General features: G+C 72.9%; 17 protein-coding genes and 2 pseudogenes. 8 read left to right on the forward strand and 11 right to left on the reverse strand.

Annotated features, from left to right (window positions below):
* Nucleotide 1: 1 nt before the first annotated feature.
* Nucleotides 2-2,869 (reverse strand): response regulator, encoded by a 2,868-nt coding sequence (locus tag I5071_RS41925; protein WP_236519012.1) that lies wholly within the window; start codon nucleotides 2,867-2,869, stop codon nucleotides 2-4.
* A gap of 191 nt (nucleotides 2,870-3,060) precedes the next feature.
* On the opposite strand from I5071_RS41925, the gene I5071_RS41930 reads away from it, so the two are divergent.
* Nucleotides 3,061-3,510: an IPT/TIG domain-containing protein gene (locus tag I5071_RS41930; protein WP_236519013.1), complete on the forward strand. Its 450-nt coding sequence runs from the start codon at nucleotides 3,061-3,063 to the stop codon at nucleotides 3,508-3,510.
* A gap of 192 nt (nucleotides 3,511-3,702) precedes the next feature.
* On the opposite strand, the gene I5071_RS41935 is transcribed toward I5071_RS41930, so the two are convergent.
* A complete protein-coding gene (locus I5071_RS41935; protein WP_236519014.1) occupies nucleotides 3,703-4,293 on the reverse strand; it encodes a hypothetical protein in 591 nt (196 codons plus the stop codon).
* 131 nt (nucleotides 4,294-4,424) lie between these two features.
* On the opposite strand from I5071_RS41935, the gene I5071_RS41940 reads away from it, so the two are divergent.
* A complete protein-coding gene (locus I5071_RS41940) occupies nucleotides 4,425-4,982 on the forward strand; it encodes a hypothetical protein (RefSeq protein ID WP_236519015.1) in 558 nt (185 codons plus the stop codon).
* Here the strand turns inward: I5071_RS41940 and I5071_RS41945 are convergent, their stop codons facing one another.
* The 4 genes from I5071_RS41945 to I5071_RS41960 all read right to left on the reverse strand — a co-directional run bounded on the left by I5071_RS41945 (nucleotide 4,983) and on the right by I5071_RS41960 (nucleotide 9,759).
* Complete coding sequence (locus I5071_RS41945) at nucleotides 4,983-5,420, reverse strand: hemerythrin domain-containing protein (RefSeq protein ID WP_236519016.1); 438 nt, start codon at nucleotides 5,418-5,420, stop codon at nucleotides 4,983-4,985. It abuts the gene before it with no gap.
* 31 nt (nucleotides 5,421-5,451) lie between these two features.
* Nucleotides 5,452-5,784 (reverse strand): hypothetical protein, encoded by a 333-nt coding sequence (locus tag I5071_RS41950; RefSeq protein WP_236519017.1) that lies wholly within the window; start codon nucleotides 5,782-5,784, stop codon nucleotides 5,452-5,454.
* 125 nt (nucleotides 5,785-5,909) lie between these two features.
* A complete protein-coding gene (locus tag I5071_RS41955; protein ID WP_236519018.1) occupies nucleotides 5,910-7,538 on the reverse strand; it encodes a CAP domain-containing protein in 1,629 nt (542 codons plus the stop codon).
* 526 nt (nucleotides 7,539-8,064) lie between these two features.
* Nucleotides 8,065-9,759 carry a serine/threonine protein kinase gene (locus tag I5071_RS41960; RefSeq protein ID WP_236519019.1) on the reverse strand — a complete coding sequence of 565 codons (1,695 nt, stop codon included), beginning with the start codon at nucleotides 9,757-9,759 and terminating at the stop codon, nucleotides 8,065-8,067.
* Between the two features lie 138 nt (nucleotides 9,760-9,897).
* On the opposite strand from I5071_RS41960, the gene I5071_RS41965 reads away from it, so the two are divergent.
* The 3 genes and pseudogenes from I5071_RS41965 to I5071_RS47115 form a co-directional block, all read left to right on the forward strand.
* Entirely contained in the window at nucleotides 9,898-10,359 is a 462-nt protein-coding gene (locus I5071_RS41965; RefSeq protein ID WP_236519020.1) for a YybH family protein, read from the forward strand.
* Between the two features lie 129 nt (nucleotides 10,360-10,488).
* Nucleotides 10,489-12,105 (forward strand): annotated as a pseudogene (locus I5071_RS47110) (ATP-binding protein); the annotation flags it as partial.
* Between the two features lie 183 nt (nucleotides 12,106-12,288).
* Nucleotides 12,289-14,772 (forward strand): annotated as a pseudogene (locus I5071_RS47115) (response regulator); the annotation flags it as partial.
* A gap of 195 nt (nucleotides 14,773-14,967) precedes the next feature.
* Here I5071_RS47115 and I5071_RS41975 read toward each other — a convergent pair.
* Nucleotides 14,968-15,318: a hypothetical protein gene (locus I5071_RS41975; RefSeq protein ID WP_236519022.1), complete on the reverse strand. Its 351-nt coding sequence runs from the start codon at nucleotides 15,316-15,318 to the stop codon at nucleotides 14,968-14,970.
* 131 nt (nucleotides 15,319-15,449) lie between these two features.
* Between I5071_RS41975 and I5071_RS41980 the strand changes: the two genes are divergently transcribed.
* Nucleotides 15,450-16,685: an ATP-binding protein gene (locus I5071_RS41980; protein WP_236519023.1), complete on the forward strand. Its 1,236-nt coding sequence runs from the start codon at nucleotides 15,450-15,452 to the stop codon at nucleotides 16,683-16,685.
* Nucleotides 16,682-17,236 (forward strand): response regulator transcription factor, encoded by a 555-nt coding sequence (locus I5071_RS41985; RefSeq protein WP_236519024.1) that lies wholly within the window; start codon nucleotides 16,682-16,684, stop codon nucleotides 17,234-17,236. Before I5071_RS41980 ends, I5071_RS41985 begins: the two co-directional genes overlap by 4 nt.
* A 194-nt stretch (nucleotides 17,237-17,430) precedes the next feature.
* Here the strand turns inward: I5071_RS41985 and I5071_RS41990 are convergent, their stop codons facing one another.
* The 4 genes from I5071_RS41990 to I5071_RS42005 are packed head-to-tail and all read right to left on the reverse strand — an operon-like array spanning nucleotide 17,431 to nucleotide 23,516.
* Nucleotides 17,431-19,632 (reverse strand): vWA domain-containing protein, encoded by a 2,202-nt coding sequence (locus I5071_RS41990; protein WP_236519025.1) that lies wholly within the window; start codon nucleotides 19,630-19,632, stop codon nucleotides 17,431-17,433.
* Entirely contained in the window at nucleotides 19,629-22,016 is a 2,388-nt protein-coding gene (locus tag I5071_RS41995; protein ID WP_236519026.1) for an AAA family ATPase, read from the reverse strand. The genes I5071_RS41990 and I5071_RS41995 overlap by 4 nt, the downstream gene beginning before the upstream one ends.
* Before the next feature lie 9 nt (nucleotides 22,017-22,025).
* Nucleotides 22,026-22,361 (reverse strand): hypothetical protein, encoded by a 336-nt coding sequence (locus I5071_RS42000; protein ID WP_236519027.1) that lies wholly within the window; start codon nucleotides 22,359-22,361, stop codon nucleotides 22,026-22,028.
* Between the two features lie 15 nt (nucleotides 22,362-22,376).
* Nucleotides 22,377-23,516, reverse strand: coding sequence for an SPFH domain-containing protein (locus tag I5071_RS42005; protein ID WP_236519028.1), 1,140 nt, complete (start codon nucleotides 23,514-23,516; stop codon nucleotides 22,377-22,379).
* A 141-nt stretch (nucleotides 23,517-23,657) separates the two neighbouring features.
* On the opposite strand from I5071_RS42005, the gene I5071_RS42010 reads away from it, so the two are divergent.
* Complete coding sequence (locus I5071_RS42010) at nucleotides 23,658-25,847, forward strand: hypothetical protein (RefSeq protein ID WP_236519029.1); 2,190 nt, start codon at nucleotides 23,658-23,660, stop codon at nucleotides 25,845-25,847.
* The last annotated feature ends 45 nt before the right edge of the window (nucleotides 25,848-25,892 follow it).

Consider the following 25,892-nt stretch of genomic DNA (forward strand, 5'->3'; position numbering starts at 1 on the left):
ATCAGCGAAGCATCGCGCGGCACTCGCGGACGTACTGGCCCTGGCCGCGATCCACGCACGACTGGTACGCGGCGCGCGCGCCCGCGCGGTCGCGCTGCGAGTCGAGCGCCGCACCGAGCACGAGCCACGCGAGCGAGCTCGTCGGGTCGACCGTCGACGCGCGCTGCGCGTAGTCGCGCGCCTGATCCATGCGGCCGCGGTTGAGCATGATGAACGAGAGCTGCGCGAGCGCTTCGCTGCCGTTCGGGTTGAGCTCGATCGCACGCTCGTAGAGCGGCGTCGCGCGCGCACCACGCGCGGCGCGTGCCTGCTCGAGCACCGACTCGTAGGTCTCGCCCGTCGCAGCAGGCGCGACCGCCGCGACCGCGGGCGCAGCCTCGGCGACCGGCGCGGCCTCGGCGACCGGCGCTTCTTCCGCGACCGGCGCGGCCTCGGCGACCGGCGCTTCTTCGGCGACCGGCGCGGCCTCGGCGACCGGCGCTTCTTCCGCGGCCGGCGCGGCCTCGGCGACCGGCGCCGCCTCCGCCTCGGGCGTCGGCTCGGGCGTCGTCGCGGCGGGCGGCGTCGCGATCGGGCCCGGCAGCTCGAGCGGACCGCCCTGACCGAGCGGCGCTTCCTCCGGGATCACGACCGCGTGGTACATCTCGATGCCGCCGATCAGCGCGAGCCCGGCGATCACCACGCCGATCGTCGCGTACATCCACTTCTTCGCGCCGGGGGGCATCGGCGTGACGATCCCCTTGAGATCGTCGAAGTCGTCGTCGGCGACCACCGGCGCCTTCGCGGCGTCTTCTTCGTTCTTCTTGCGGAAGAAGTCCTCGGCGACCGCTGCGTGCTCGCCGGTCGCAGCGACCGCGCGGATCTCGCCCGAAGTCGACATCGACGTCTTCTTCGCGCGCTTCTCCTTCTTCGGCGCGGCGGCGGGCGGCGGCGCGGGCTCGCTCTTCTTCGCGGCGGGCGCCTCGCTCTTCGGCGCGCTCACCTTCGCGACCTCGCCGGGGCCGGGGCGCACGCTCGCGCGCTCCTCGTCCTCGTCGCCCTCGTCCTCGTCCTCTTCGTCCTCGTCGCGGGCGCGCAGCTGCGACGTGTCGGACGACGGCGCGCTCGTGCGTGCGGGCGGGATCGACTCGGAGTCCTCGTCGTCCATCGCGACGCCGCCGCCGGTCGAGACCGCGACGGCCTCGTCGTTCACCGCGACCTGCGTGGTCGTGACGGTGCGCTTGGCCTGCGTCGGGAACTGGATGACGTTCGAGCTGCCCTCGCGCGCGGCCTCGCCTTCGGCCTTCATCGCGGCGGGAGGCTGCGACTCGAGCGCGACCTTCTCCTCGACGCGGGCCGAGGTCTCCTTCGAGACCTCCTTCTGAGGCGCCATGCTCGGCCGCTCGCTCTGCCCGCGGTTCCGCTTCTTCTTCTTGGCCATGACGTCGTCCTCTGCTGCTCGCGTCTCGGTTCGGACAGGCACTTCGCGGTCAATCCGCGAACCAGCAAGCTCTTCGTGGTTCAGGTCGCCCTGACCCTTCGGCGATTCCATCGGCGCCGGCGATTCCACCCGTTCTTCGGGGACCGCCGAGGCCTCGGAGAGCGCCGCATGTGCAGGCGGCGTGCCCTCGTTCGTGGTGGCCTCGGTGGCGGCGGTTTCGAGCGGATCTGCGGCCGGACCTTGGGTCGACCCGTCGGCACGTGCAGGCACATCCACGCTCTCGGCGTCAGGATCTGCACGATCGTCGGGGTCCGACGAGGGTCTGGCAGGCAGGACGGACGGGGTGCCCGGCGCGGGCACGACTTCGGCCGCGTCGGGATCGGGGCCCGAGAGGAGCCCTTCGACGTCGGTCTTGCGCGGGACGTGCACATCTCCGACGTCGCCACCGATCTCCTCGTCACCATCTCCATCGGAGGCGACACGGGTGCGGCCGGTGGGCTGCACGATGCCCTCGAAGTACAGCTTCGAGATCGTGCTGAGCGTCGTGAGGTCGTCGTCGGCGCACGCGTCGACGACCTCGACGAGCGAGCGGTGTCCGTCGAAGAGCCGGAGGATCCCGTTGATCTCGTCGGGGATCTCCGCGAGGCGCTGCGCGAGCTCGGCCTCGACGACCTCGAGCACGCTGTCGAGCGGCGGCACCTGCTCGCAGACGCGGCCCCACTCGTCGACGCGGCGCATGCCCTCCATGAGCAGGCCCTGCGTCGGGATGTCGATGCGCTGCGCGTTCTTCACCGGTCGGAAGTCGACCTCGAAGTCGCCCTCGTTCCACAGCAGGAGGCGATACACGGCGCGCTCGCCGACCAGTGGCCCGAGCTCCGCGTCGATCAGCGTGCCGTCGCGGAACGCCATCGTGCCGCGGCGCACGCCGGACTCGTTCTCCTGCACGAGCGTCAGCACGCCCGACTTGCGGCTGAGGTCGATCGTCTGGAGCAGATCGACGAGGCCCATGTCGCCGAGCGAGCCGGTGAAGCGCGTGCGCGAGATCGAGGGGCGGCGCGCGACGACGGATTCGCGCTCGCTGCGCTGCAGCGCGAGGTTGATCCGCGCGACGATCTCTTTGATGTAGATGGGCTTCGTGACGTAGTCCTCGACGCCCAGCTGGAGGCCGCGGACCTTGCTCTCCACCGACGTGTCGGAGGAGAGGAACATGATCGGGATCGACGCCCAGTCGGAGTTCTGGTGGATCCGCTCGACGAGCTCGAACCCGTTCATCCCGGGCAGGCGCGTGTCGGTGAGGATCAGATCGGGCGGCGCGAGCTCGATCGTCTCGAGCGCGCTCGGAGCGTCCTCGCAGGTCGCGAGGTTGTAGCCGGCCTTCCGGAGGCTGACCTCGAGGACGCGAAGGCTGCGCGGATCGGCATCGACGAGGAGGAGGCTCTTCCGGGCCACACAATCACCTGGAGAACGAGCGTCGGAGGATGGAACGACGCGCGTCGCTCCCGTGGGCCCTTGCCCCCGAGAGAAGCGCGCAGCCGGAGAAGTCTGCGGGCCCTCGCGAGCGCACGTCAAGCGCGGCTCCCGGAAGGCTTGACCGCGTGTGCCGCGCTTTCGTAAGGTGGCCGCCGGTCTCGCGGGAGAAGATGGTCATGACGCGTCCTCGGCACTTCATCTTCCGAAGCATCGGAGCCACGCAGTCGCTTCTGGTTTGGGTCCTCGTCGGCCTCGGCGGCGCGATGACGGGCGGCTGTGGAGCGGAAGGCGGCGAGCTGGCCGTGCTGAACCTCGAGCCGCGCGCGGGCGCGACCCAGGGCGAGCAGCCCGTGCGCATCTCCGGCTCGAACTTCCGGCAGGACATCGGCTACACGGTGTACTTCGGCGCCACGCGGGCACCGCAAGTCACCATCATGGACGACACCACGCTCCTCGTGGCCACACCGGCGCACGACCCGGGCGCGGTCGACGTGGTGGTCGCGGCGGACGACGGCCCGGCGTTCCGCATCGTCAACGGGTTCACCTACAACGATCAGGGCGGGAACGTGATGGAGCAGGTCGGCGAGGGCGTGCAGGAGCGCCCGGCCGAGCGCTTCTGATCGTCGTCGCGCGCGCATCCTCGGATCGGAGATCCGAGCGCGCGCGAACGGCTCACTGTTTCTGTCGGAGCGTGACGGCCGCCTGGCGGCCGTCAGGCGGGCGTCATCGTCGGACCGACCGTGGTTGAGGTTTTCCTCAATGGTTTCGCGTCCGGCGCGCCCGGCGAAACCGACCGTGGTTGAGCTTCGAGCTCACTGCGCGCGCTGGTACTCGAGCTCGTAGCGCAGCGGCCGCGGGATGATCCCGGACGTGAGCGTGACCTGCATCGTCAGGCGCTGACCGTCGGCGCTGGGGACGAACACGCTCCACCGGCGACCGCGATCGGTCGTGAAGACCTGCTCGAGGTGTCCCTCGCGGAGCACCTGCACGAGCTGCATCTCGTCCGACTCGCCCGGGATGTTCGTGCGCACCGACGCCCCCGGCGCGCTGTCGAACGTCGCGCTCTCGAACTCGGTGCGGATGCGCTCGGGCGTGATCTGGATGGTGAACGCGCCGTTGACCGGGTTGCGCTCCCGCAGCTCGTTCGCGGTCACGCCGCTCACGATCGGCACCATGCCGTCCGTCGTGTGCTCGATCGCCTGATCGACCGTGCGCTGCGCGGCCTCCTCGCCGTGGACCAGCGCCCACCGCCCGTTGAGCCGCTCCGCGATGCTGGTGTCGTCCTGCGGCTGTGAGCTCGCGCCCTCCGCGCCTTCTTCCTGGGTGTGGCCGACGGGCGCTGCGAGCGCGATGGCGCCGAGCGCGAGGATCAACGAGACCGAGATCGCACCGGCGTGTCGCATGGCCGAGCCTCCTCAGCGGCCACGTGCGCCCGACCAGCTCACGCTCAACGCGAAGAAACATTGCGGTCCTTGCGGGCGCGCAGTGAACGAACCCACGTCGAGCGGGCACTCCCGAGCATTCGGAGGCGCCCATGAAGCGATTCGCTTTCGCCATGACCACGATCCTGCTGCTCTCGCTCGCGTCGGCGCCGCCGCGCGCGCGCGGTCAGAGCGTGCCCGATGCGGCGGTCGACCACGCGATCAGCGGCGCGTGGTCGCTCGCCACGCGCGAGCCCGATGCGCGCGGGCTGATCGAGCGGGCGATCGATCGCGCGATCGACGGGATGCTGCCCTTCGTGCGCGGGATGGCGCAGGGGGAGCTGCGCGCGCGGACGCCGATCGATCGCGACCTCGCGATCCACGTCGCCCCCGAGCGCATCGAGGTGCGCCTCGGTGACAACGCGTTCGCGACGGTGCCCGGTCGTCCGCGTCGCATGCCGGTGCCGGGCTTCGCGGGCGAGACCGTCGAGGTCGTGCACCTCGTGCGCAGCGGTCGGCTCGAGCAGATCTTCTCCACCGATCAGGGCCGTCGCTGGAACGTCTTCGCGCCGAGCACCGACGGTGAGCGCCTCACGCTCGACGTGACGATGAGCGGCGCGCTGCTGCCCGCGCCGGTGCAGTACCGGCTCGAGTACCGGCGCGTCGACTGATCACGCCGCGAGGCGGCGCTGCATGCGCGACACGAACGCGCGCGGGCCCGGCGCTTCGGACGCGGCGGCCCAGCGATAGAGCGCGACGTCCTCCTGCGCGGCGTGCGCACGCAGGTCTCGAGCGAGCGCGTCGATGACCTCGCTGCGCACCGCATGCAGCTCGAGCGCGATGCCGATCTCGCCGAGCGCGTGGCGGAAGCGCGCGTGATCGGAGGCGAGGCGCGCGGCGTCTTCGGGCCGCTCCTTCGCGAGCTCCGGGAAGAGATAGACCTCCTCTTCGTCGAGGTGGCGCAGCAGCGCGCGCTCGAGCGCGTCCCACGTGGTCTCGATCTTCGGGCGTACCTCGCCCTGCGCCTCGTTGGCGAGGCGCGAGAGCAGCGCGTCGATGCGGGCGTGGTCCTCGAGCAGGCTCTTCACGATCGGTGCGGCGTCGGTCATGCGCGATGACGTACGCACCGACCGAGATGCGTCAGCGCTCGACGCGCGTGGTCGGGGCTTCGCGTCTCGCGGCGAGCTCGACGCGGAGGTCGTCGAGCTCGGCGTCGATCGCCGCGTCGCGCGCCACGCTGCGCGTCTCGACCTCGAACGCCGGACGGCGCCGCTTCCTCGGGAACAGCGACCGGAGCGTGAGCACGCAGACGACGAACACGCCCAGCGTCGGCAGGCCGTAGTGGAGGAACCAGTCCGCGAGACCGGCCAGGATTCCGATGCAGGCCACGACGAGGAGGAACGCGATCGCGAGCGCTCCCACGACGTACGGACCTGCGGTCACGAGCGTGACCAGGGCGACGATCGTCTTCACGAGCGTGCCCTTCTCGCGGTTGGTCAGGATCGGCTCGTCGTCGATGCGCCCACTCCCGGAGGGGGATCCGAACCCTCGCTCGCCCTCCTACGCGCAGCGCGACCCGACCGTTCCCATCGTCTCGCTCAGCGCTCCCAGGCGAGCAGGATCACGACCGCGATCGAGTTCGGCGGGTGATCGGGACGATCTCCCTGCGCGACGCCGATGCCCGCGACGCGCACCGTGTCGTCGAGCGCGGGCTCGAGCTGGCGCGCCTCTTCGAGCGAGCTCACGACCGCCATCACCGCGCCGAGGCGACGGAACGCGATCGCGAATCGACGCATGCTCTGGGTCGCGCGATCGGTCGTCGACTGCTGATCGAGCGTGGGCTCGGCGAAGTACGCCTGCGCCGCTTCCTGCGCCGCGCGCTGGAGGTTCTCCTCCATGCGCATCTCGGGCGCGCCGCGCGCGACGCGCGCGCGGTTGATGTCCTCGAGCAGGCGCGTCGGCGCGGACGCGACGTCGATCTCCTGCGCCTGGCGGATGAACACCTGGGTCGCGAGGAACGCGACGCGCCCGTTCTCCTCCTCGGAGACGACGCCGATGCCGACGTGCGTCGCGTCGGGGTTCACCAGGTTCGCGCGGTGCCCCGGGCTGTCCATGAGGCCGCGATGGATCTCGGCCGCCGAGTAGCCGCGACCGATGTTCTCGAGCACGAGCCCGCTGCGGATCCCGCCGCGCGAAACGCGATCCGCGGCGCTGCCGGTGCGCGGCGAGACGTGCCCGAGGAAGTCGTGCTCGAGCATGTCCTGGCTGTGCGCGAGCGCGATCTCGTCGAGGCGCGGATCTTCCTGGAGCGGCGGCAGGCCAACCTCGGCGCGGGTGCGGTTGAGCTGCTCGAGGAGCTGCGCGCGCAGGGTCGCGACGTCGGGCGCGGGGCCGCTCGGCTCTTCGGTGACGGGCGCGAGGCGCACGCTGCGCGGCGGCTCGGTGCCGACGTAGACCGGCGCGTTCGCGAGCACGCTCTCGCCGTGGGGGCCGCGCGCGATCACCTCGACCTGGAAGCCGCCGTTGACGGTGGTGGGCACGCGCACGTCGAAGTCGGGCCCGCTGCCCGCGGGAAGGCGCGTCACTTCACCATTGGGCGCCTGCACGACGATCGTCGGGTTCGCGTAGCCCTCGTCGAGCCGGCCGTTCACGCGGATCGGCGAGCCCGCGGGGAGCGCGCGCGCGATCGGATCGAGCGAGAGATGACGCCACGAGAGCACGACGACGACGAGCCACACGCCGCTGCGCGGCAGCACGGTCGCGCCCCAGTGCGTGTAGGTCTGTCGTCCGAGGAACTGCGACGCGCTGCGCTGCACGTGCTCGGCGATCGAGACGTGATCGGGCAGGCCGAGCACGATGACGTGCGGCGTGGGCTCGACGAGGCCGAGGTTCCACGCGAGGAAGTCGATCACCTCGGGCGGCGGCGGATCACCGCTCGGTCCGAGCCGATCCGCGACCCACTCCGCGAGGGTGCCGAGGCGCGGATCGCCGGTGAGCGGCATCGACGCGGCGGTGGACGCGTTGGTCATCGCGGTCTGCACCGCGGCCGAGTCGCCACCGCCGGTGACCGGCGATCCCACGGGCACGTTCGTCTCGTACTGCGCGACGGTCGGCGCGGGCGCGGCGATCTCGGTGTCGGTCTGCTCGCGACCGAGGCGGGTGCGCTGACGTCCGCCGCAGCCGATCACGGTGACGAGGGCGAGGAGCAGGGCGATGGCTTTGTGCACGGAGGGATGCGTACACGGGGCCGGCGCGCGTGTCACGTGAGCGGGCGAGGGCGGGGGCGCGGGCGGGGGCGAGGGCGCGGGCGGGGGCGAGGGCGAGGGCGCGGGCGCGGGCGAGGGCGAGGGCGAGGGCGCGGGCGGGGGCGAGGGCGAGTGCGCGGGCGCGGCGCTCGAGCTCGGCGCGGCGAACGTGCTCGTCGTTCGCCGCGCCCGGGATCTCCCTCGACGCCGATTCAATCGCAGCACTCTCACGAGTGTCGCGATCAGTCGGTCGAGATCGTCCATCCGCTTCGCGTCCAGCTCGTCCACGTGAGCCGCGTTCTTCGCGGTGACGATCACGGCGCGCACCTCGCGCGCGCTGCCCAGTGCGACCCATCCGAGCCTCGACCCAGGCCGCGCGAAGCGCGCCGCAATCCGAGCGCGGCGCGTCAGTCAGCAGAATCCGAGCCCACTCGCGCCCGGACTCACACCGGTGCGAGTCGCAGCTCACACCGGTGCGAGTCGCAGCTCACACCGGTGCGAGTCGTGCTCACTGCGCCCAGGGATCGACGACTTCGCTCTGCGGCCGCGTGCGCGGCGTCGGCGTCGGCGTCGGCGTCGGTGCCTCGGTGGTCGTCGTCGTCTCGCGCGGCGGCCGGCGTCCTCCGCCCCCGCTCGCGACGCGCGCCGGGGTCAGCGTCACGCGCACGGTCTCCGGACTCGTCGCGCCGATCATCACGCTCGCGCTCTCGTAGCCGCGCATGCGCACTTCCGCGACGCGGTCGCCGCTCTCCGGTGCGGGCAGCTCGAGCGGGGTGTTCCCGACGATCGCGCCGTCGATCACCACCTCCGCGCCGATCGGCTCGGAGGTGATCTGCACCACGCGCGCGCGGGGCGCGACGACCGGTGTCTGCGGCGTGCTCGGAGGCGTCGTCGTGACCGGCGTCGTGGTCGTGACCGCCGGCGGCGTCGTGGTCGGCGTCGGCGTCGTGCTCGTCCCCGGCGGCAAGGGCGGCACCACGATCGGCGCCGGGCCGCTCGTCGCGCCCGCGGTCGCCGCGCTCCCGCTCGCCCAGAACACCACGCCGCCCACGCCCACGCCGACGAAGAGCAGCACGACGATCGCCAGCGCGATCATCGGCGCCCTGCTCTTCGGCACCACGTCGGGCTCCGGCGGCGGCATGCCGTCCGCGCCGAACGCCTGCCCCAGCCGCATCTCGGTGCGCGTCGGCGGCTCGAGCGCATCGGCGAGATTGCCCGGCGGCGCGATGCCCCCGCGCCGCCCGATCGCCAGCTGTCCGCCGCCCGCGATCTTGTCGAGATCGTCGATCAGCTCGGACATCGACTGGTAGCGATCCTCGGGCTTCTTCGCGAGCGACTTGAGGATCACGTCCTCGACCGCCCCGAGGCCCTTCGTGCCCTGCACCTGCGAGGGCGGCAGCGGCTGCTCGAACATGTGCTTCGAGAGGATCCCCATGAAGGTGTCGCCGTCGAACGGCACCTTCCCGGTGAACATCTCGTACATGATCACGCCGAGCGCGTAGACGTCGGTGCGGCGATCGACGCTCTGCCCCGACGCCTGCTCGGGCGACATGTAGTGGGGCGTCCCGAAGATCATCCCGGTCTTCGTCAGCTTGCTCGACGCGCCGCCCACCTTCGCGATGCCGAAGTCGAGCACCTTCACGAAGTGCGGGTCCTTGCCCTGCTTCACGAGGTAGACGTTGTCCGGCTTCATGTCGCGGTGGACGATGCCGCGCGCGTGCGCCGCATCGAGCGCGCTCGCGATCTGCCGGATGACGTGCAGCGCGGTCTGCATCGGGATCGACCCGCCGGTCCCGATGAAGTGCGTGAGCGACGTCCCGTCGAGGAACTCCATCACGAAGTAGACGGAGCCGTCGGGCAGGCGACCGAAGTCGCTGATGTCGATGATGTTCGGGTGGCCGATCGACGTCGCGCTCTGCGCTTCCTGCATGAAGCGCTGCACGACGTCCCCGTCCTTCGCCATGTCGCCGCGCAGGACCTTGAGGGCCATGCGCTTGCCGAGCACGACGTGCGAGATGAGGTACACGACGCCCATCCCGCCTTCGCCGATCGCCTTCTCGACGCGATAGCGGCCGTCGATGACGCGACCGAGGAGCGGATCGGGCGGAGGCGCGTCGTTCAGCTCCTGCGTGGGCGTGCCGTCGTGCGGGCAGAACGCCACCGGCTCGCTGAAGCGCGTGCCGCATGCGGTGCAGAGCTTCATCTCGTGCCGGCGAGTGTAGCCGAGCGCTGGGAGGACGCGAACGACGCACGGAAGCCCGACCACATGGGGAGGATCGTAGGCACGCGGCCGACCGGGCTCACGCTTGCCGTCTCCGTCGCGGGGCTCGAGGACGGCCCCATGAGCACACCCGAGCGTCCCACGCTGGCCGCCTCCGACGAGCGCACCGCCGTCGACGAGTTCGTCCACGAGCTGCAGCAGGCGATCGACCACGCCGACGCCGATCTCTTCAACCGCAGCTTCGCGGCCGACGTGCTGTGGGGCAGTCCGTTCGGCGCGGTCGTCGACGGTTACGACGCGATCCACGCGATCCACGCGCGCATGTTCGCGTCGGTCGCGCCCGTGGCCGGCGCGTCGCGGTACGTGGTGGAGCACGCGCGGCTTCCGACGCCCGACGTGGCGATCGCCTACGTTCGCCGGATCACGTCGGTGCGCGCGACGGGCGAGGCCGAGCCCGGCAAGCCGGGGACCTTCGACGAGCTCGCGCTCTTCGTGCTCGTCCGCCGCGATGAACGGTGGTGGCTCGCCGCGGGCCAGCACGTGCCCGATCGGCGAGACGTGTACGCGCGACCCGCACCCTGAGGGGCGCACGCGGTGTCCATTGTCGCGGGCGACGCCGAGCCTATGTGCGCGCGGTTCGGAGCCGGCGTCTTGGCCGACGGAGTCAGTAGGGACGATTGCCTCGCGGGGGGCGGCGAGATGGGTGCGCGCATGCGCGCCGTCGACTGGTCGCGCACGCCGCTCGGGCCCGTCGAGCGATGGCCGCAGAGCCTGCGCACCAGCGTCAGCACCTGCCTGAGCTCGCGCTTCCCCATCCTGCTGTGGTGGGGCCCGGAGCTGGTGAAGCTCTACAACGACGCGTACGCGGACATCGTCGGCGACAAGCACCCGCGCGCGCTGGGGCGTCCCGGGCGCGAGGTCTGGCCGGAGATCTGGCACATCATCGGGCCGATGCTCGCCAGCGTCGTCGAGCGCGGCGAGGCCACGTGGTCCGAGGACGAGATGCTCCCGATGAACCGCCACGGGTTCGTCGAGGAGACGTACTTCACGTTCTCGTACAGCCCGATCCGCGACGAGAGCGGGGGCATCGGCGGGATCTTCACCGCGGTCCAGGAGACGACCGCGAAGGTGCTCGGCGAGCGGCGGCTGCGGACGCTGCGCTCGCTCGCGAACGTCGCGGGGACCGGCACGACGCCGGCGGATGCGTGCGAGCGTGCGGCGCGTGCGCTCGCGTCCGCGCCGGCCGACGTGCCCTTCGCGCTCTTCTATCTGAGCGCGCCCGACGGGCGGAGCGCGCGGCTCGCCGCGAAGCTGGGGATCGACGTCGCCGCGGAGGAGATCTCGCTCGACGACGGGGCGGCGCCGTGGCCGCTCGCGCGCGCGGCGCGCACGGGGCTCACGGTCGTCGAGGGCGACGCGCTGCGCGGCGTCGGACCGCTGCCAGGTGGGCCATGGCCCGAGCCGGCGACCTGCGTGGTGGTGCTCCCGCTCGCGACGCCGGGGGGCGCGGGGCCGCAGGGCTTCGTCGTCGCGGGTTGCTCACCGCGCATCGCGCTCGACGAGCGCTACCGCGCGTTCTTCTCGCTGCTCGCGGACCACGTCGCGACCGCGCTCGATCATGCGCGCGCCACGGAGGCCGCGCGCCGTCGCGCCGAGGAGCTCGCCGAGCTCGATCGACTGAAGACCGCGTTCTTCAGCAACGCGAGCCACGAGCTGCGCACGCCGCTCACGCTGATCCTCGCGCCGCTCGAGGACGCGCTGCGCGCGCCGGCGGGTCGGCTCGAGGGCGACTCGCTCGCGAGCGTGCACCGCAACGCGCTGCGGCTCCTGCGCCTCGTGAACTCGCTGCTCGACTTCGCGCGCATCGAGGCGGGTCGCGCCCGCGCGTCGTTCGAGCCGCACGATCTCGCGCAGCTGACCAGCGATCTTGCGAGCGCGTTCCGTGGTGCGATCGAGCGCGGCGGGCTCGCGCTCGAGGTCGACTGCCCGACGCTCTCGACGCCGGTCTGGGTCGACGCGGACCTCTGGGAGAAGATCGTCCTCAACCTGCTCTCAAACGCGTTCAAGTTCACGTTCGAAGGGCGCATCGGGGTGCGCCTGCGCGAGCGCGGCGAGCACGTGGTGCTCGAGGTCTCCGACACCGGCGGCGGCATCCCTCCGCACGAGCTCCCGCAGCTGTTCCAGCGCTTCCACCGCGTGCAGGGCACGCGATCGCGCACCCACGAGGGCACCGGCATCGGCCTCGCGCTGGTGCACGAGCTCGTGCACCTCCACGGCGGCACGATCGGCGTCGAGAGCACGCTCGGTCGCGGCACGACGTTCACGATCACGCTGCGCACCGGGAACGCGCACCTGCCGTCCGATCGCGTCGCGTCGCGCTCCGCGCTGCAGAGCACGCGCATCGGCGCGCGGCCCTTCGTGGAGGAGGCCGAGCGCTGGCTGCCCGACGCCGAGGAAGCGCCGAAGCCCGAGGCGCGCCCCGACGGAACGCGCGCGCGGGTGCTGGTCGCCGACGACAACGCGGACATGCGCGCGTACCTCGCGCGCTTGCTCTCGCCGTGCTTCGACGTGGTCACCGTGGAGGACGGATCGCGCGCGCTCGAGGTGATGCGCGTCGCGCCGCCCGACGTGCTGGTGAGCGACGTGATGATGCCGGGCGTCGACGGGCTCGATCTGGTGCGCGCGGTGCGCGGCGATCCCGCGCTCGCCGCGCTCCCCGTGATCCTGCTCTCGGCGCGCGCCGGCGAGGAGTCGCGGGTCGACGGGATGGGCTCGGGCGCCGACGACTACGTCGTGAAGCCGTTCTCCGGGCGCGAGCTCGTCGCGCGGGTCCGCGCGCACGTCGAGCTCGGCCGCACCCGTCGCGCGCTCGCGCACGAGCTCGCGGAGAGCGAGGAGCTCTTCCGCGTCTCGCAGGAGATCTCGCCGCTCGGGTTCTCGTACCTCTCGCCGGTGCGCGACGCATCGGGCGCGATCGCCGACTTCGCGCTGCTCTATCAGAACGGCGCGGCGGCGCGGCTCAACGGGCTTCCCGCGGGGCGCCACGATCCTCCGCTGAGCCTGCGCGAGCACGTGCCGACGCTCCCCGGCAGCGAGCGCTGGCAGGGATATCTCAGCGTCGCGGAGACCGGGGTCACGTGGCAGCGCGAGCTCCACTACGACAGCGCGTCGTTCGAGGGATGGGCGCGGGTCACTCTGGTGCGCCCTCGCGCCGACGCGATCGCGCTGATCGCCGAGGACGTGACGGCGCGGCGCGCGATCGAGGACGAGCGCGCGCGCCTGCTGGAGCGGGAGCGCGAGCACTCCGCGCGCCTGCGAGGGCTCTCCGACGCCGCGCTCGACATCGTGGGCTCGGGCACCATCGAGGCGCTGCTGCGCACCACCGCCGAGCGATCGCGCGCGCTCGTGCCTTCGCACCAGGCGATCGCGAGCGTCGCGAGCGACCTGGACGGTGCGCCGCCGACCCGCGCGGTGTCGTGGTCCGACGAGCACGCGCGCGCGGTCGACTCCGACGCGTCGTCGCTCGGCGAGCTCGAGGACGAGGTGCGCGAGACCAACCGCCCGCTGCGGCTCTCGCACGCGGAGCTCGTCGCGCACCCGTCGCTCCGCGATGCCGAGCGCGCGCCGCGCATGCGGGGATGGCTCGCGGCGCCGCTCGTGGGCTCGGACGGGCGCAACCTCGGGCTGGTGCAGCTCACGCATCGATGCGCCGGTGAATTTTCGGCGGAGGACGAGGCGGTGCTGGTGCAGCTCGCGGGCATCGCGTCGATCGCGCTCGAGAACGCGCGCCTCTACGAGCTCGCGCAGGGCGAGCGACGTCGCGCCGAGCACGCGAACCGGCTCAAGGACGAGTTCCTCGCGACGATGTCCCACGAGCTGCGCACGCCGCTCAACGCGATGCTGGGATGGGCGCGCATGCTGCGCAGCGGCGCGCTGCCCGAGCACAAGCGGGCGCACGCGCTCGAGACGATCGAGCGCAACGTTCGCATCCAGACCGCGCTCATCGAGGACGTGCTCGACGTCGCGCGCATCTCGACGGGCAAGCTGCGTCTCGACGCGGCGCCGCTCGACGTCGCGCAGGTCGTCCAGGCCGCGGTCGAGATCGTGCGACCCGCGGCGGAGGGCAAGTCGATCACGCTGGAAGTCGCGCTCGACGGCGCGTGCCGCACGATGGGCGATGCGACGCGGCTGCAGCAGATCGTGTGGAACCTGCTGACGAACGCGGTGAAGTTCACGCCGCGCGGCGGACGCATCGACGTGACGATGCGGCGCGTGGTGGTCGAGGGCGGCGCCGCGCACGTCGAGATCGCGGTGCAGGACTCGGGGCAGGGGATCCCCGAGGAATTCCTGCCTCACGTCTTCGAGCGGTTCCGTCAGGCCGACGCGTCGAGCACGCGGAAGCACGGCGGGCTCGGCCTCGGGCTCTCGGTCGTGAAGCACCTCGTGGAGCTGCACGGCGGCACGGTGCACGTCGAGAGCGAGGGCGAGGGGCGCGGCGCGCGCTTCGTGGTCCGCATCCCGATCGTGCCGCTGCGCTCGATGCCTGCGGGGCTGGTGAGCGCGGATCGCCCGCGCGTGGAGCTCGAGACGTCGGATCTGACGCGCGTCGCCGAGCTCGCCGGGCTCCGCGTGCTCTTGGTGGAGGACGAGCCCGACACGCGCGACGTGCTGCGCGCGATCCTCGAGCACTGCGGGATGTCGGTGATCGCGGCGTCGTCCGCCGAGGAGGCGCTCGCCGCGTTCGACGAGGCGCGGCCCGAGGTGCTGGTGAGCGACATCGGCATGCCAGGCACCGACGGATACGAGCTGATGCGCACGCTGCGAAGGCGGGACGACGAGCGCGCGCGGCACGTCCCCGCGCTCGCGCTCACGGCGTTCGCGAGCGACGGCGATCGCCGCCGCGCGATCGACGCCGGGTTCCAGCAGCACCTCAGCAAGCCGGTGGAGCCGGCCGAGCTGATCGCCTCGCTCGCGCGCCTCCGCGGCGATCGGTAGCGCTCGAAGACCGTCGGAAAATCGGCTCGCCCGCCGGTCCCTACCGTCCGCGCGCTTCGCGCGCTCCCGTGCGGGACCAGCGGGACGAGCACTCCCGCAAGGGCTGCGAAAATCGGCTCGCCCGCCGGTCCCTACCGTGCGCGCGCTTCGCGCGCTCCCGTGCGGGACCAGCGGGACGAGCACTCCCGCAAGGGCTCAAGCCTCGCCGAGCCAGCGGCGCGGGGGCGTCGCGCCGCAGAGCTGCGCCGCGCGGATGCGGGCGTCGCGGCGCGCTGCGATCGCGAGGAGCTCGGCGTCGAGCGCGAGCTCCTTCGCGCTGGGCGTGCCCCGGTTGGCGGCGCGGGCGTCGCGCAGCAGCGACTCCATGGCCTCGAGGATCGAGAAGAAGTCGTCGATCTCCTCGAGGAGCGTGGCCACTGCGCCGGGCTCGGCGCCCGCGAGCGCGGTGCGGAGGATCTGCGTGGCCTCGGCCGCGATGCGCTCGGCGCGCGCGAGGCGGAGCTCGACGGGGGATGCGAGGAAGGTCGAGGTGGACTGCGTTCTCATGCGGCGCGACCGTGCGCTGCGACCGCAACCTCCGGCCATCCGTCGGGTGACATGGCGGTCACGAGCGTGAGCCGCTGCGACCATTTGCCGCACGGCCGGGATCGGCCCAGCGCTTAGGGTACGTGCCTCGCGTGAACGGAGAGACGCACCGGTGGATCGTGGCGCTGCGCTGGGCCGCGGTGGCGGGACAGCTCGCGCTGCTCGGCGTCGCGTTCGCGCGTGGGAGCGTGGATCTACCGTGGGGCGCGCTGATCGGCGTGGTCGCGGTCGCGGCGATCTCGAACGGTGTGCTCGCGATCGTGTGGCGCAGCGGAGAGCGGCTCGTCGGTCCCGTGCTGCTGCTCGACACGCTGCTGCTCTCGGTGATGCTCGCGCTCTCGGGCGGGCCCTCGAACCCGTTCGGCGTGCTCTTCCTGGTCTACGTGACGCTCGCGGCGGTCGCGGCGAGCACGCGGTGGACGTGGGTCGTCGTGGCCGCTGCGCTCGCGGGATACGGCGCGCTCTTCGTGTGGCACCTGCCGCTGCCGCCCGAGCTCGGCGGGCACGCAGCGCACGGAGGGGGGCACGGGGCGCACGGCGAGAGCCAGGCGTTCGACGTGCACCTGCAGGGCATGTGGCTCGCGTTCGCGATCGCGGCGACGGCGATCGCGGTGTTCGTCACCCGGGTGCGGCGCGCGCTCGAGGTGGAGCGCGAGCGTGCGGCGCGCGCGGCCAAGCTGGCCGCGACCACGACCCTCGCGGCGGGCGCGGCGCACGAGCTCGCGACGCCGCTCGCGACCATCAAGATCGCAGCGCGCGAGCTGGTGCGAGAGCTCGAGGCACGACCCGAGCTCGCGGCGCTGCGCGAGGACGCGCAGCTGGTGCACCGCGAGGTCGAGCGCAGCCGCGCGGTGCTCGATCGCCTCTCGCTCGAAGCGGGCGCGGTGACCGGCGAGCCGCGCGAGCGACGGACGCTCGGCGCGCTCGGCGACGCGATCACGACGGCGATCGGCGAGCGTACGACGCGGGTGCGGATGCGTGTGAGCACGGGCGAGGTCTCGGTCCCTCCGCGCGCGATGACGCACGCCCTCGCGAGCCTCGTGCGCAACGCGCTCGATGCGAGCGATGCGCCGGTCGATCTCGCGCTCGAGCTGCGCGACGGGACGCTGATCGCGCGCGTCGAGGATCGCGGCAGCGGGATGAGCGACGAGACGCTGGCGCGGGTGGGCGAGCCCTTCTTCACGACGAAGCCGCCGGGCTCGGGCATGGGGCTCGGGGTGTTCCTCGCGCGCGCGGTGGTGGAGCAGCTCGAGGGGACGCTGCGCTTCGACTCCCAGGTCGGGCGCGGCACGGTGGTCGAGGCGACGATCCCGAGGGCGAGCGCATGACCGGGCGCGAGAACGCACCCTCGATCCTCGTCGTCGACGACGACGACGTGCTGCGCGAGCGGCTGGCGCGCGCGCTGGCGCAGCGGGGCCTCGCGGTGCGCACCGCGCGCGACGCCGACGAAGCGGCGAGCCTCGCGCACGCCGAGAGCCCCGAGCTCGCGCTGGTCGATCTGCGCATGCCGGGGCCCTCGGGGCTCGCGCTGATCCGCACGTTGCTGGAGATCGACCCGCACACGCGCGTGGTGGTGCTCACCGGCTACGGCAGCATCGCGACCGCGCTCGAGGCGGTGCGGCTCGGCGCGGTGCACTACCTGCAGAAGCCCGCGGACGTCGACGAGATCCTCGCGGCGTTCCATCGCGACGAGCTGCCGCTCTCTCCGGAGATCCCGCTGCCGACGACCAGCGTGCCCTCGCTCGCGCGCGCCGAGTGGGAGCACATCCAGCGTGTGCTCACCGACTGCGGCGGCAACGTGTCGCAGGCGGCGCGCCTGCTCGGGCTCCATCGTCGCTCGCTGCAGCGCAAGCTCTCGAAGTACCCGGTCTCGCGTTGAGTCCCTGCCGGAGTGCTCGTCCCGCCGGACCCGGACGGGAGCGCGCGAAGCGCGCGGACGGTAGGGCCCTGCGGGCGAGCCGATTTTTTCAGTCCCCTGCCGGAGTGCTCGTCCCGCAGGTCCCGGACGGGAGCGCGCGAAGCGCGCGGACGGTAGGGGCCTGCGGGCGAGCCGATTTTCGGCAGTCCTGATGGTCAGCGCCGGCGGTGACGTCGGCGCAGCTCGCCGAGCGGTGCGGCGAGGCGCGCGGGGTGTCGCGCGATCAAGTCGGCGTAGCGCTCGGGCGTGATCGCGAGCGCGTGCAGCACGCGCACGAACACCGTGATCGCGTCGGCCATGCGCTCGAGCGGCGGGACGCCGGGCGTCTCGAGCGTCTCGAGCACGGCGATCGCGTCGAGGGTGCGCGAGAGATCGTCGTCGTCGTCCGCGCCGGCGAGCGTGTCGGGGCCGCTGGGAAGCGCAGGGAACCAGCGATCGAAGCGGGCCTCGAGCGCGCGCAGATCGCGGCGCATCGCGTCGAGCCGCGCGGCGGTCGCGTCGTCCGAGACACCCAGCTCGGCGAGCGCGTCCTCGAGCGGGCGCGGGTCGTCGGCGACCAGCGAAGCAGGCAGCAGCGCCGCGATCTCGTCCCACGGCGGTGTTTGCGCGGCGTACGAAGGGCTCGCGGCGTCGTCGCCGCGCTCCCACGCCTCGAGCTCGACGTCGGACACGTGGTGATAGAAGACGCGCGCGCCGTCGCGGCGTTGGGCCTCCGCGAGCGCGCGCAGTCCGGGCCCTTCTCCGCCGAGCGCGACGATCGCGACGCGCGTGGGCACCCCGAGCCGCTCGCGCAGCGACACGATCGCGCTCGGATCGACCGTCGCCTCGCCATCGCTGACGAGCACGATCTGGGCGCGCGTGAGCGCGACGTCGTGGCGCCGTGCCCACTCGATCTCGCGCAGCGCGTCGACGATCGCGCGCTGGATGTCGGTGCCGCCCGAGCGCTCGACGCCGACCACGTCGTCGATCGCGCGCAGCGCCTCGTCGACGGTGCGCACGCGTCGAGTGGGCTCGCTCGCGGTGTGGAAGAACCGATAGTAGAGGAGCTGCTGCACCCGCCCGCCGCGCTCGAGGCGCTCCATCAGCGCGGCGAGCTCGGCGAGGATCACCGCGTCCCGCATGCGAGCGCGCGCGCCGTGCATCGACGTCGAGCCGTCGAGCAGGAAGAGCCGCACCTCCGCGGACGCGCCGCTCCTCGCGTCGTCGCGGCGGCGAGGGCGCAGATGACGGCGCACGAGGAGCTCGCCCGACGCGAGCTGGTGCACGACGCGCCGCGGATCGTCGATCACCGCGTCGCGGAGATCCTCGACGCTGCGCACGTGCGCGAGGCGCATCCGCTCGGCGGGGAACGCGACCTCCTCGTCGCGCGGATCTTCGGCGAGGAAGCGCGCCTGGGAGAGCCCGCCGCCGATCTCGAGGCGCGCGTCGGCCGCGAGCATCGCGCGCATCGCCGCGAGGTGCGCGCCCTCGGCGACGAACGCGCGGTGGCGGCGCAGCGCGAGCGCGCGTGGTGGGGAAGCGCTCTCGAGGTCGCGCTCGACGCGTGCCCGCGCATCGTCGTAGGCGCGCTCGATCCGCGCGGCGAGCCCGGGTGGGATCGCCTCGGTGGCCGGCGCGTCGCGGAGCGGTCGCGCGAGGGGATCGAGGACGCGCGCTCGCGCGTCGTGGTGCGCGCCGAGGTAGCTCGCGGCCGCGGCGAGGGTGGTCGCGACCGGAGCGCGCCGGGCGATCGCGCCGTCGAGCTGATGCGAGAGATCGATCTCGGCGCGCACCCCACACGCGATCATGCGGCGCGTCTGCGCGAGCTCGTGCGCGACCATGCTCTTCGCAGCGCGCGCCGGCGACGCGTCGTCCAGCAGGGCGCGGCGCGCCGCTTCGAGCAGGCGCTGCCGGCGTCCGAGCCGCTCGGTCTCGAGCTCCGCTTCGTCGAGGAGCGCATCGATCGCGCGCGCTCGCGGGGCGCGCGGACCGGGGCGCGCATCGAGGGGGCGCCGCCCGAGCCCGCGCACCAGACGATCGAGCGCGTGAGGACGATCGAGCGCGGCCTCGACCCGGACGATCCAGCGATGGAGCGACGCGAGCCAGACCAGCTCCTCGCCCGGCACGTGCTCGCCCGCCGCGACGCGGAGCTCGAGCAGATCGACGTTGTGCTCGAGCTCCGCGATCAGCGCGCTCGCGTGGGCCGGCCACGTCTCGCGGGTGATTGCGCGCGACGCGGCATCCTCGAGCGCGACGGTGCGGAGCGCCTCGCCCGCGCCGAAGAAGCGCGCGCGCAGCCGAGACCACCACGGCACGATCGCGCGGACCTCGTCGGGGCGACGGAGGAGCCGCTCGATCCGCAGGTGCAGCGCGCTCACGGTGCACGCACGATCGCGGCCCAGCGCGCGTCGTTCGCGCCGGCGAGCGCATCGTGCAGCGCCTTCCGGAGCGCGGCGTCGAGCGCGTGCAGCCGCGTCGCGAGGGCGCGCGCGTGATCGGCGTGCTCCGGGAGCAACGACGCGACGAGCTCGGACTCGAGCGACGTGCGGCGCAGCGCCGCCTCGTCGTGCGCGATCTGCACGAGCGTCGGGTCCGCGCCCGCCCGCGCGTGCCAGCCCTCGAGGTGCGCGACCAGCCGCTCGATGCGCGCGAGGTCGATCGACGCGAGCTGCGCGCGCGTCTCCGCGGAGAGCGCGGCGAGCGCGTCGCGTGCGCGCTCGGTCGCCCCTCGTGCGCGATCGGGCTCGTGGAGGAGCAGCGCGATCTCGCCGAGCACCAAGCAGAGCAGCGCGCGATCCTCGGACGCGCGGAGCGCGCGATACCGCGCCAGATCGAAGGGCGCATCCGAAGGTGCGCCCTCGTCGCTCGTCCGCTCGCGCGCGAGCAGCGCCCGCGCGACCCACGCGAGGTGCGCGCTCGCGGGCACCGCGTCGTGCACCCCGAGCCGCGCGAGGTGCCCGAGCACGCCGCGCACCACGTCGCGCATCGCGTCACGGCTCGGCAGCGCGAGATCGTCCGCATAGCGAGCCTCGACCAGCGGCGACAGGCGCGGGCCGAGCACCACAGCGCGCAGCGGCTCGGGCGGCGCGCCCGGCGCGAGGCTCGCGAGGTCGCGCTCCAGTCGATCGAACGCGCGCGCGAGGGGCGCGAGCGCATCGAGCGTCGTCGAGAGCCCGCGCGCGCCCCGCGCATCGAAGCCGGTGATCCGCTGCGCCGCATGAGCGTCGAGCGCGAGCCGCGCGCGATCGACCAGCGTCGCGAACCCGCGCTCCCACCGCGCTGCGTGCACGTCGGGTTGCTCGATCGACGCGCCCTCCGCCAGCAGCGCCTCGCGCAGCTCCGCCGCCTCGCGATAGCGCGCGATCTCCCCGGCGACGTCCTCGGGATCGTCGGCCGCGGTCCCCGCGAACCCGCCGAACGCGACGTGCTCGGTGAGCGCAGCGAGCGCGCGGGTCCGCATCTCGCGCGCGATCGCGCGCGCCTCGGGATCCTCGGCCTCGAGGGTCCGCGATCGCTCGAGCACGCCGCGCAGCGCGTGGAGATCGTGCGCCTCGAGCGTCGCGATCGCGATCGGCTCGGCGCGCTCCGGCTCGTTCGTCTCGACCGCGATCGGTGCGGGCTCCTCCGCTGCGACCTGCACCGGCGCCGGCGCAGGCGCTTCGACCGGCTCGTCGGGCAGCGCGCGCGCCGTGATCTCTCGGAGGCACTCGTCCCAGAGATCGTGCTCGGCCTTCATGATCGTGAGCTGCCGTCGCTCTCGCGGCTCGTGCTCCTGCGCCAGCAGCGCGTCCAGCGACGCGGGCTCCGGTCCTGCGACCACCAGCGCGAGCCGCAGCATCGCGAGATCCGAGAGCTCCGCGACGAGCGGTCGATCGCGCCGATGGAGCGCCTTGTCGAGCACGCAGATCGTCCGCAGCAGCTGCGCGAGCCGCACCGCGGTCCGCGCCGACGCGTACCGCGTCGCGACGAAGCCGGGATCCGCGCGCTCGAGCTCGCCGGTGCGCCGCTCGAACGCCGAGACCAGATCGGCGACGCGCTCGGCGAGGCTCGCCGGAACGCGCACCTCGGACGCCATCGTCTGGAGCGCGTCGAGGTCCTGGATCGTGAGGCGCGCGCTCAGCGCGGCGCGCTCGCCCACCGAGCCCGCGACCAGCCGCCGCAGGTTCGCAGGATCCGCGAAGGTGCGCGGCACGAAGCTCACGAACGCGATGCGATCGACGAACGCGAGGAGCGTGCGGCGGTTCTCCTCGAGCACCTCGGTGAGGTACCGATTCGTCGTCATCAGCGCGCACTCGATCGCGCCGCGCGTGATGCGCGCGCCCTGCTTGAGCTCGCGCTCTTCGAGCAGGTTCAGCGTCGAGCGCAGCAGCATGTCGCGCCCGTCGAGCACCTCGTCGAGGAACGCATGCACCGAGCCGAGCAGGCCCTCGTCGGTGAAGTGCACCGTGCGGCCCGAGTCCATCAGCGTGCGGAAGTCGACCGCGCCGATCAGCTCGGTGTGCACCGTGCTCTCGGTGATCTGCCGCGCGAACACGCTCGGCTCGCCGGTCGCTTCGTCGACGATGCGCGCGACCACCGCGCTCGCGAGCTGGCTCTTGCCGGTGCCCGGTGGGCCCGTCATCAGCACGTGCTGTCGCGAGAGCAGCGCGAGCGCGATCTGCTGCAGCGGATCGCGCCGCTCGACGAAGCGCTCCTCGAGCTCGGCGAAGAAGCGCGCGAAGTGATCGAGCGCGGCGGCGCGACGGGAGTCGGAGCGCAACATCAGCGCGGCTCAGCTGGCGTCGTCGCCGGCATCTTCTTCGCTGGCCGCATCGCCGCTCGCCGCGTCCTCGCTCACCTCGGCGTCCATCGCGCTCGCGTCGCGCGATCCCGCATCTTCCGAGCCGGCATCGCCCGAGCCGGCATCGCGCGGCGGCCCCGCGTCCGCTCCGCGGCACACACCGCCGATGCACTCGAGGCCGATCGCGCACTCGCTGCTGCGCGTGCAGGGCTCGCCTTCGCCCTTGGCGGTCTCGATGTCGCTGCACGCGTAGCCGCCGAGCCCGACGTGCAGCACGCCGGCGACGAGCGCGATCGCGCCGAGCCGGAGTGCTGCTTCACGAGACATCGAGGGAGAAACCTGTCAGGTCGCTCGAGTTCCGCAATTCGGGCAGAACTTCGTGCCGGGCGCGAGCATGGTCTGACACGCGGGGCAGGGCTTGGGCTGCGGGGGCGCGAGCGACGTGCCGCACTCCGCGCAGAACTTCCCGGGCGGCACCTTCGCGCTGCATCCGGGGCACGTCACCGTCGCGCCCTGCGCCGCCTGCGCGGGCGGCGGCTGCTGCGGATAACCGCCCTGCTGCGGCTGACCGGGCTGGCCCATCTGCTGGCCGTACATGTTCGCCATCGCGAAGCCCATCCCGAGCCCCGCGCCGGCGCCGACCATGCCCGTTCCCTCGCCGCCCTTCGCCATGCCCTGACCGGCGCCGAGCATCGCCTCGCCCGCGGCGTACTGCATGAAGTTGCCGCCGGTGAGCTCGTCCTTCGCGCGCTTCTTCGCCTTGATGTCGGCGTACCGATCCTGCGCGTCCTGGATGCGCTTCAGCTCGTCGTCGCTGAAGTTGATCGTGAAGTCGCCGAGCCCGAGGAACTGCGCGCCGATCTCGCTGAGGTCGTCGCACTTCTGGAGGAACGACTGGCCCAGCTCGTCGTGGTACGCGGGCAGCGCCTGGATCTCGATCTTCTGGCGGATCACGAAGTTCGGCACGGTCTTCTTGACCGAGTTCATGAACTTCGTCTGGATGAACGACTCCACCCGGTCGTTGCTGGGCGTGCCGCCCATGCCGACGTAGTTGACGATGAACTTGTCGGGCTCGACCACGCGCCAGATGAAGGTGCCGAAGATCCGCGGGCTCACCGTGATCTCGAGCTCGGGATCCTTCATCGGAGGGAAGGGCCCTCCGAACTTCGTGTTGCGGTTGGGCCGCATGCTCACGAAGTAGAGATCGGTGACGAAGATGTTCCCGCCGGTGAACGAGTCGACCAGGTTCGAGAGGAACGGGATGTTGCCGGTGTCGAGCTGGTGGCGCTGTCCGACGCCCGCGGTGCGCAGCACGCCGACCAGCGAGCCGTCGCGGAAGAACACCGCCGCCTCGTCGGCATCGATCGTGAGCTGCGAGAACTTCGGGATCGTCCGTTCGGGATGCTTGTAGACGATCAGATCCTTCGCGGAGTCGGGGCGCGCGATCATCATCTCGCGCACGCCACCGCGAACGAAGTCCATGATTCCCATCCTGGGCCCTCCCGTATCGACGCGTATGAGGCCGCTGAGAACGCGGCGCGATCGAGACAACGCAGGATACCCGCCGGGCGTTCCCTGCGAAAGCTTCGGGAACTGCGGATGAGGCGTGCTGTCCATGAGGCGATGCGAAGCGTCGCGCTCGTGATCTCGATCGTGGCGTCCGGCCTCGTCGCGAGCGACGTGTGCGCGCAGGACGCGGGCACGCCCGAGCTCGACGAGTTCCGGCGGATGGTCGACGCCGATCCCTTCACCGCCGAGGAGAGCGACCCGATCGGCACCTCGGCGGGCGACGCCGAGATGCGCACGATGCGGCTCCCCGATCCGGAGGAGATCGTGGAGGAGCGCATCCCGCCGGTGAGCGGCGAGGTGCTCACCGCGATCCCCGGGGTGCGCGAGACCGAGCACCGCGCCGAGATCGAGCTGCGCGAGGGCGTCGCGATCGTGCGCGAGCGAATGACGCTGACGAGCTCGGCGCGCGTGCCCGCGGAGGCGCGCTACCGGCTCGCGGTGCCGCAGGGCGCGGTGCTCGTCGCGCTCCAGGTGTGCGCGGCGGGGGTGTGCCGCACGGGGATCGCGGATCGCGCGACCGGGCCGCTCGGTGCGTACGACGACGCGGTGCGCGCGAGCGGATCGAGCGCTGCGCCGATCGGCCACGCGACGAACGCCCAGGACGAGCGCGGCGACGCGATCGTGGTGCGCGCGGCGCCCGTGCGGCGCGCAGGGCTCGAGGTGCGCGTGACCTGGGCCCTCCGCACGATCGTGCGCGGCGGGCGGACGCGCTTCCTGGTCCCGGCGCGCGGCAACGACGCGCGCGTGGTGGACACCCGATGGACGGTGCGCGCGATCGATCTGGTCGCACCCTCGATCGACGGAGTGCCGATCGAGACCCGCGAGGAGACGCGCCCTTCGAGCGTCCCGATCGCGCTCGGCGCGTCGCTCCCGATCACCGCGGGGGTGCGCGCGACCGCGACGAGCGTGCCGTGCGCCGCGGGTCGATGCGCGCGGATGCGCGTGGTTGCGGGGCGGCCGAGCATCGCGGGCGGCGACGTGATCGTCGCGATCGACGCATCGCCCTCGACCGTCGCCTCGGCGCGGGGGCGGATCGCGCCGGCGGTGCGCACGCTCCTCTCGATGCTTCCGAGCGGCGTGCGGGTGCGCGTGGTCGCATTCGCAGCGCGCGCCGAGGCCGTGAGCGAATCGTGGGTCGCGCCGACCGCGGTCGAGTCGGGCGCGCTCGATCTCGCGGTAGAGCGCGAGCTCGGCTCGGCGACGCGCTTCGAGGCGCTCTGGTCGTTGGTCTCGCCGTGGGCGCGTCGTGGCACGCGGATCGTGATCGTCGGCGACGGAGGGCTCACCGCGAGCGCGGCGAGCACCGGTGCGTTCGCATCGGCATCGCGCGAGGGCGTGATCGTCGCGTCGATCGACGTCGCGGATCGCGCGAGCACCAGCGCGCTGCGCACTGCGCTCGAAGGCGTGAACGGTGTGGTGATCGACGCCGGCGCCGAGGCGGAGAGCGCGTCGGCGGGGCGCGGCAACGAGCCGCTGATCGCGCGGCTGACCTCGGCGCTCGCGCCGGTCGCGGTGCGCGCGGTGAGCGTGCGAGTCGGTGATGCGCGCCACGCGCTCGGCGTGCTCCGCGAGGGCGAAGAGCTGGTGTGGGAAGGCCCGCTCGCGGGCGCCGCGTCGATCACCCTCGACGGCGCGACCACGCGGGCCACGACGGCGAGCGCGGAGATCGGGCCCGCGCTCACCGCGCTCGCCGATCGCGGCGCGACCGCGCTCGCGGCGATCGATGCGAGCGACGTCGCGCGCGCCGACGCGGGCTCCTGTCGTGCGCGCGGGCCCTACGCATCGAACAGCGGAGTGGTCGCGCGCGACGAGAGCATCGCGCTCGCGCACACCCGTCGTTGTGATCCGCCGCCCGCGACGAGCGCGCTCGATCGCCCGCAGCGCGAGCAGCGCAGCGGCGTCCCGGCGCGCGTGCTGCTCGCGTCGCTGCGACGTCGGGTGATCCCTCCCGCGCGCGCGTGTTTCCGCGCCGATCGTGCGGGTCGCGCGTCGTACCAGGAGCGCGCCGAGCTGCGTGTCGAGCTCGCGGATCGCGAGATCGTCGCGGTGCAGGTCGGCGGTGTGATCGAGGAGAGCCTGCGCAGCTGTCTCGAGGGCGCGCTCGACGGGCTCGACGTGCCCGGCTTCGACGGGCGCGTGATCGTGACCTGGCCGCTCTACACCGCGCCCACGCTGCCGCCTCCGGTGCTGGAGCTGCGCTCCGACGTCGCCGACGAGGTCGATCGCGTCACGGCGCCCGAATGACGTGCTCGCCGGCGAGGGCCCTTCGGACGGAAGGGCCCTCGAGCC

Origin of the sequence: Sandaracinus amylolyticus (genome assembly GCF_021631985.1) — a bacterium.
Lineage (GTDB): Bacteria > Myxococcota_A > Polyangia > Polyangiales > Sandaracinaceae > Sandaracinus > Sandaracinus amylolyticus_A.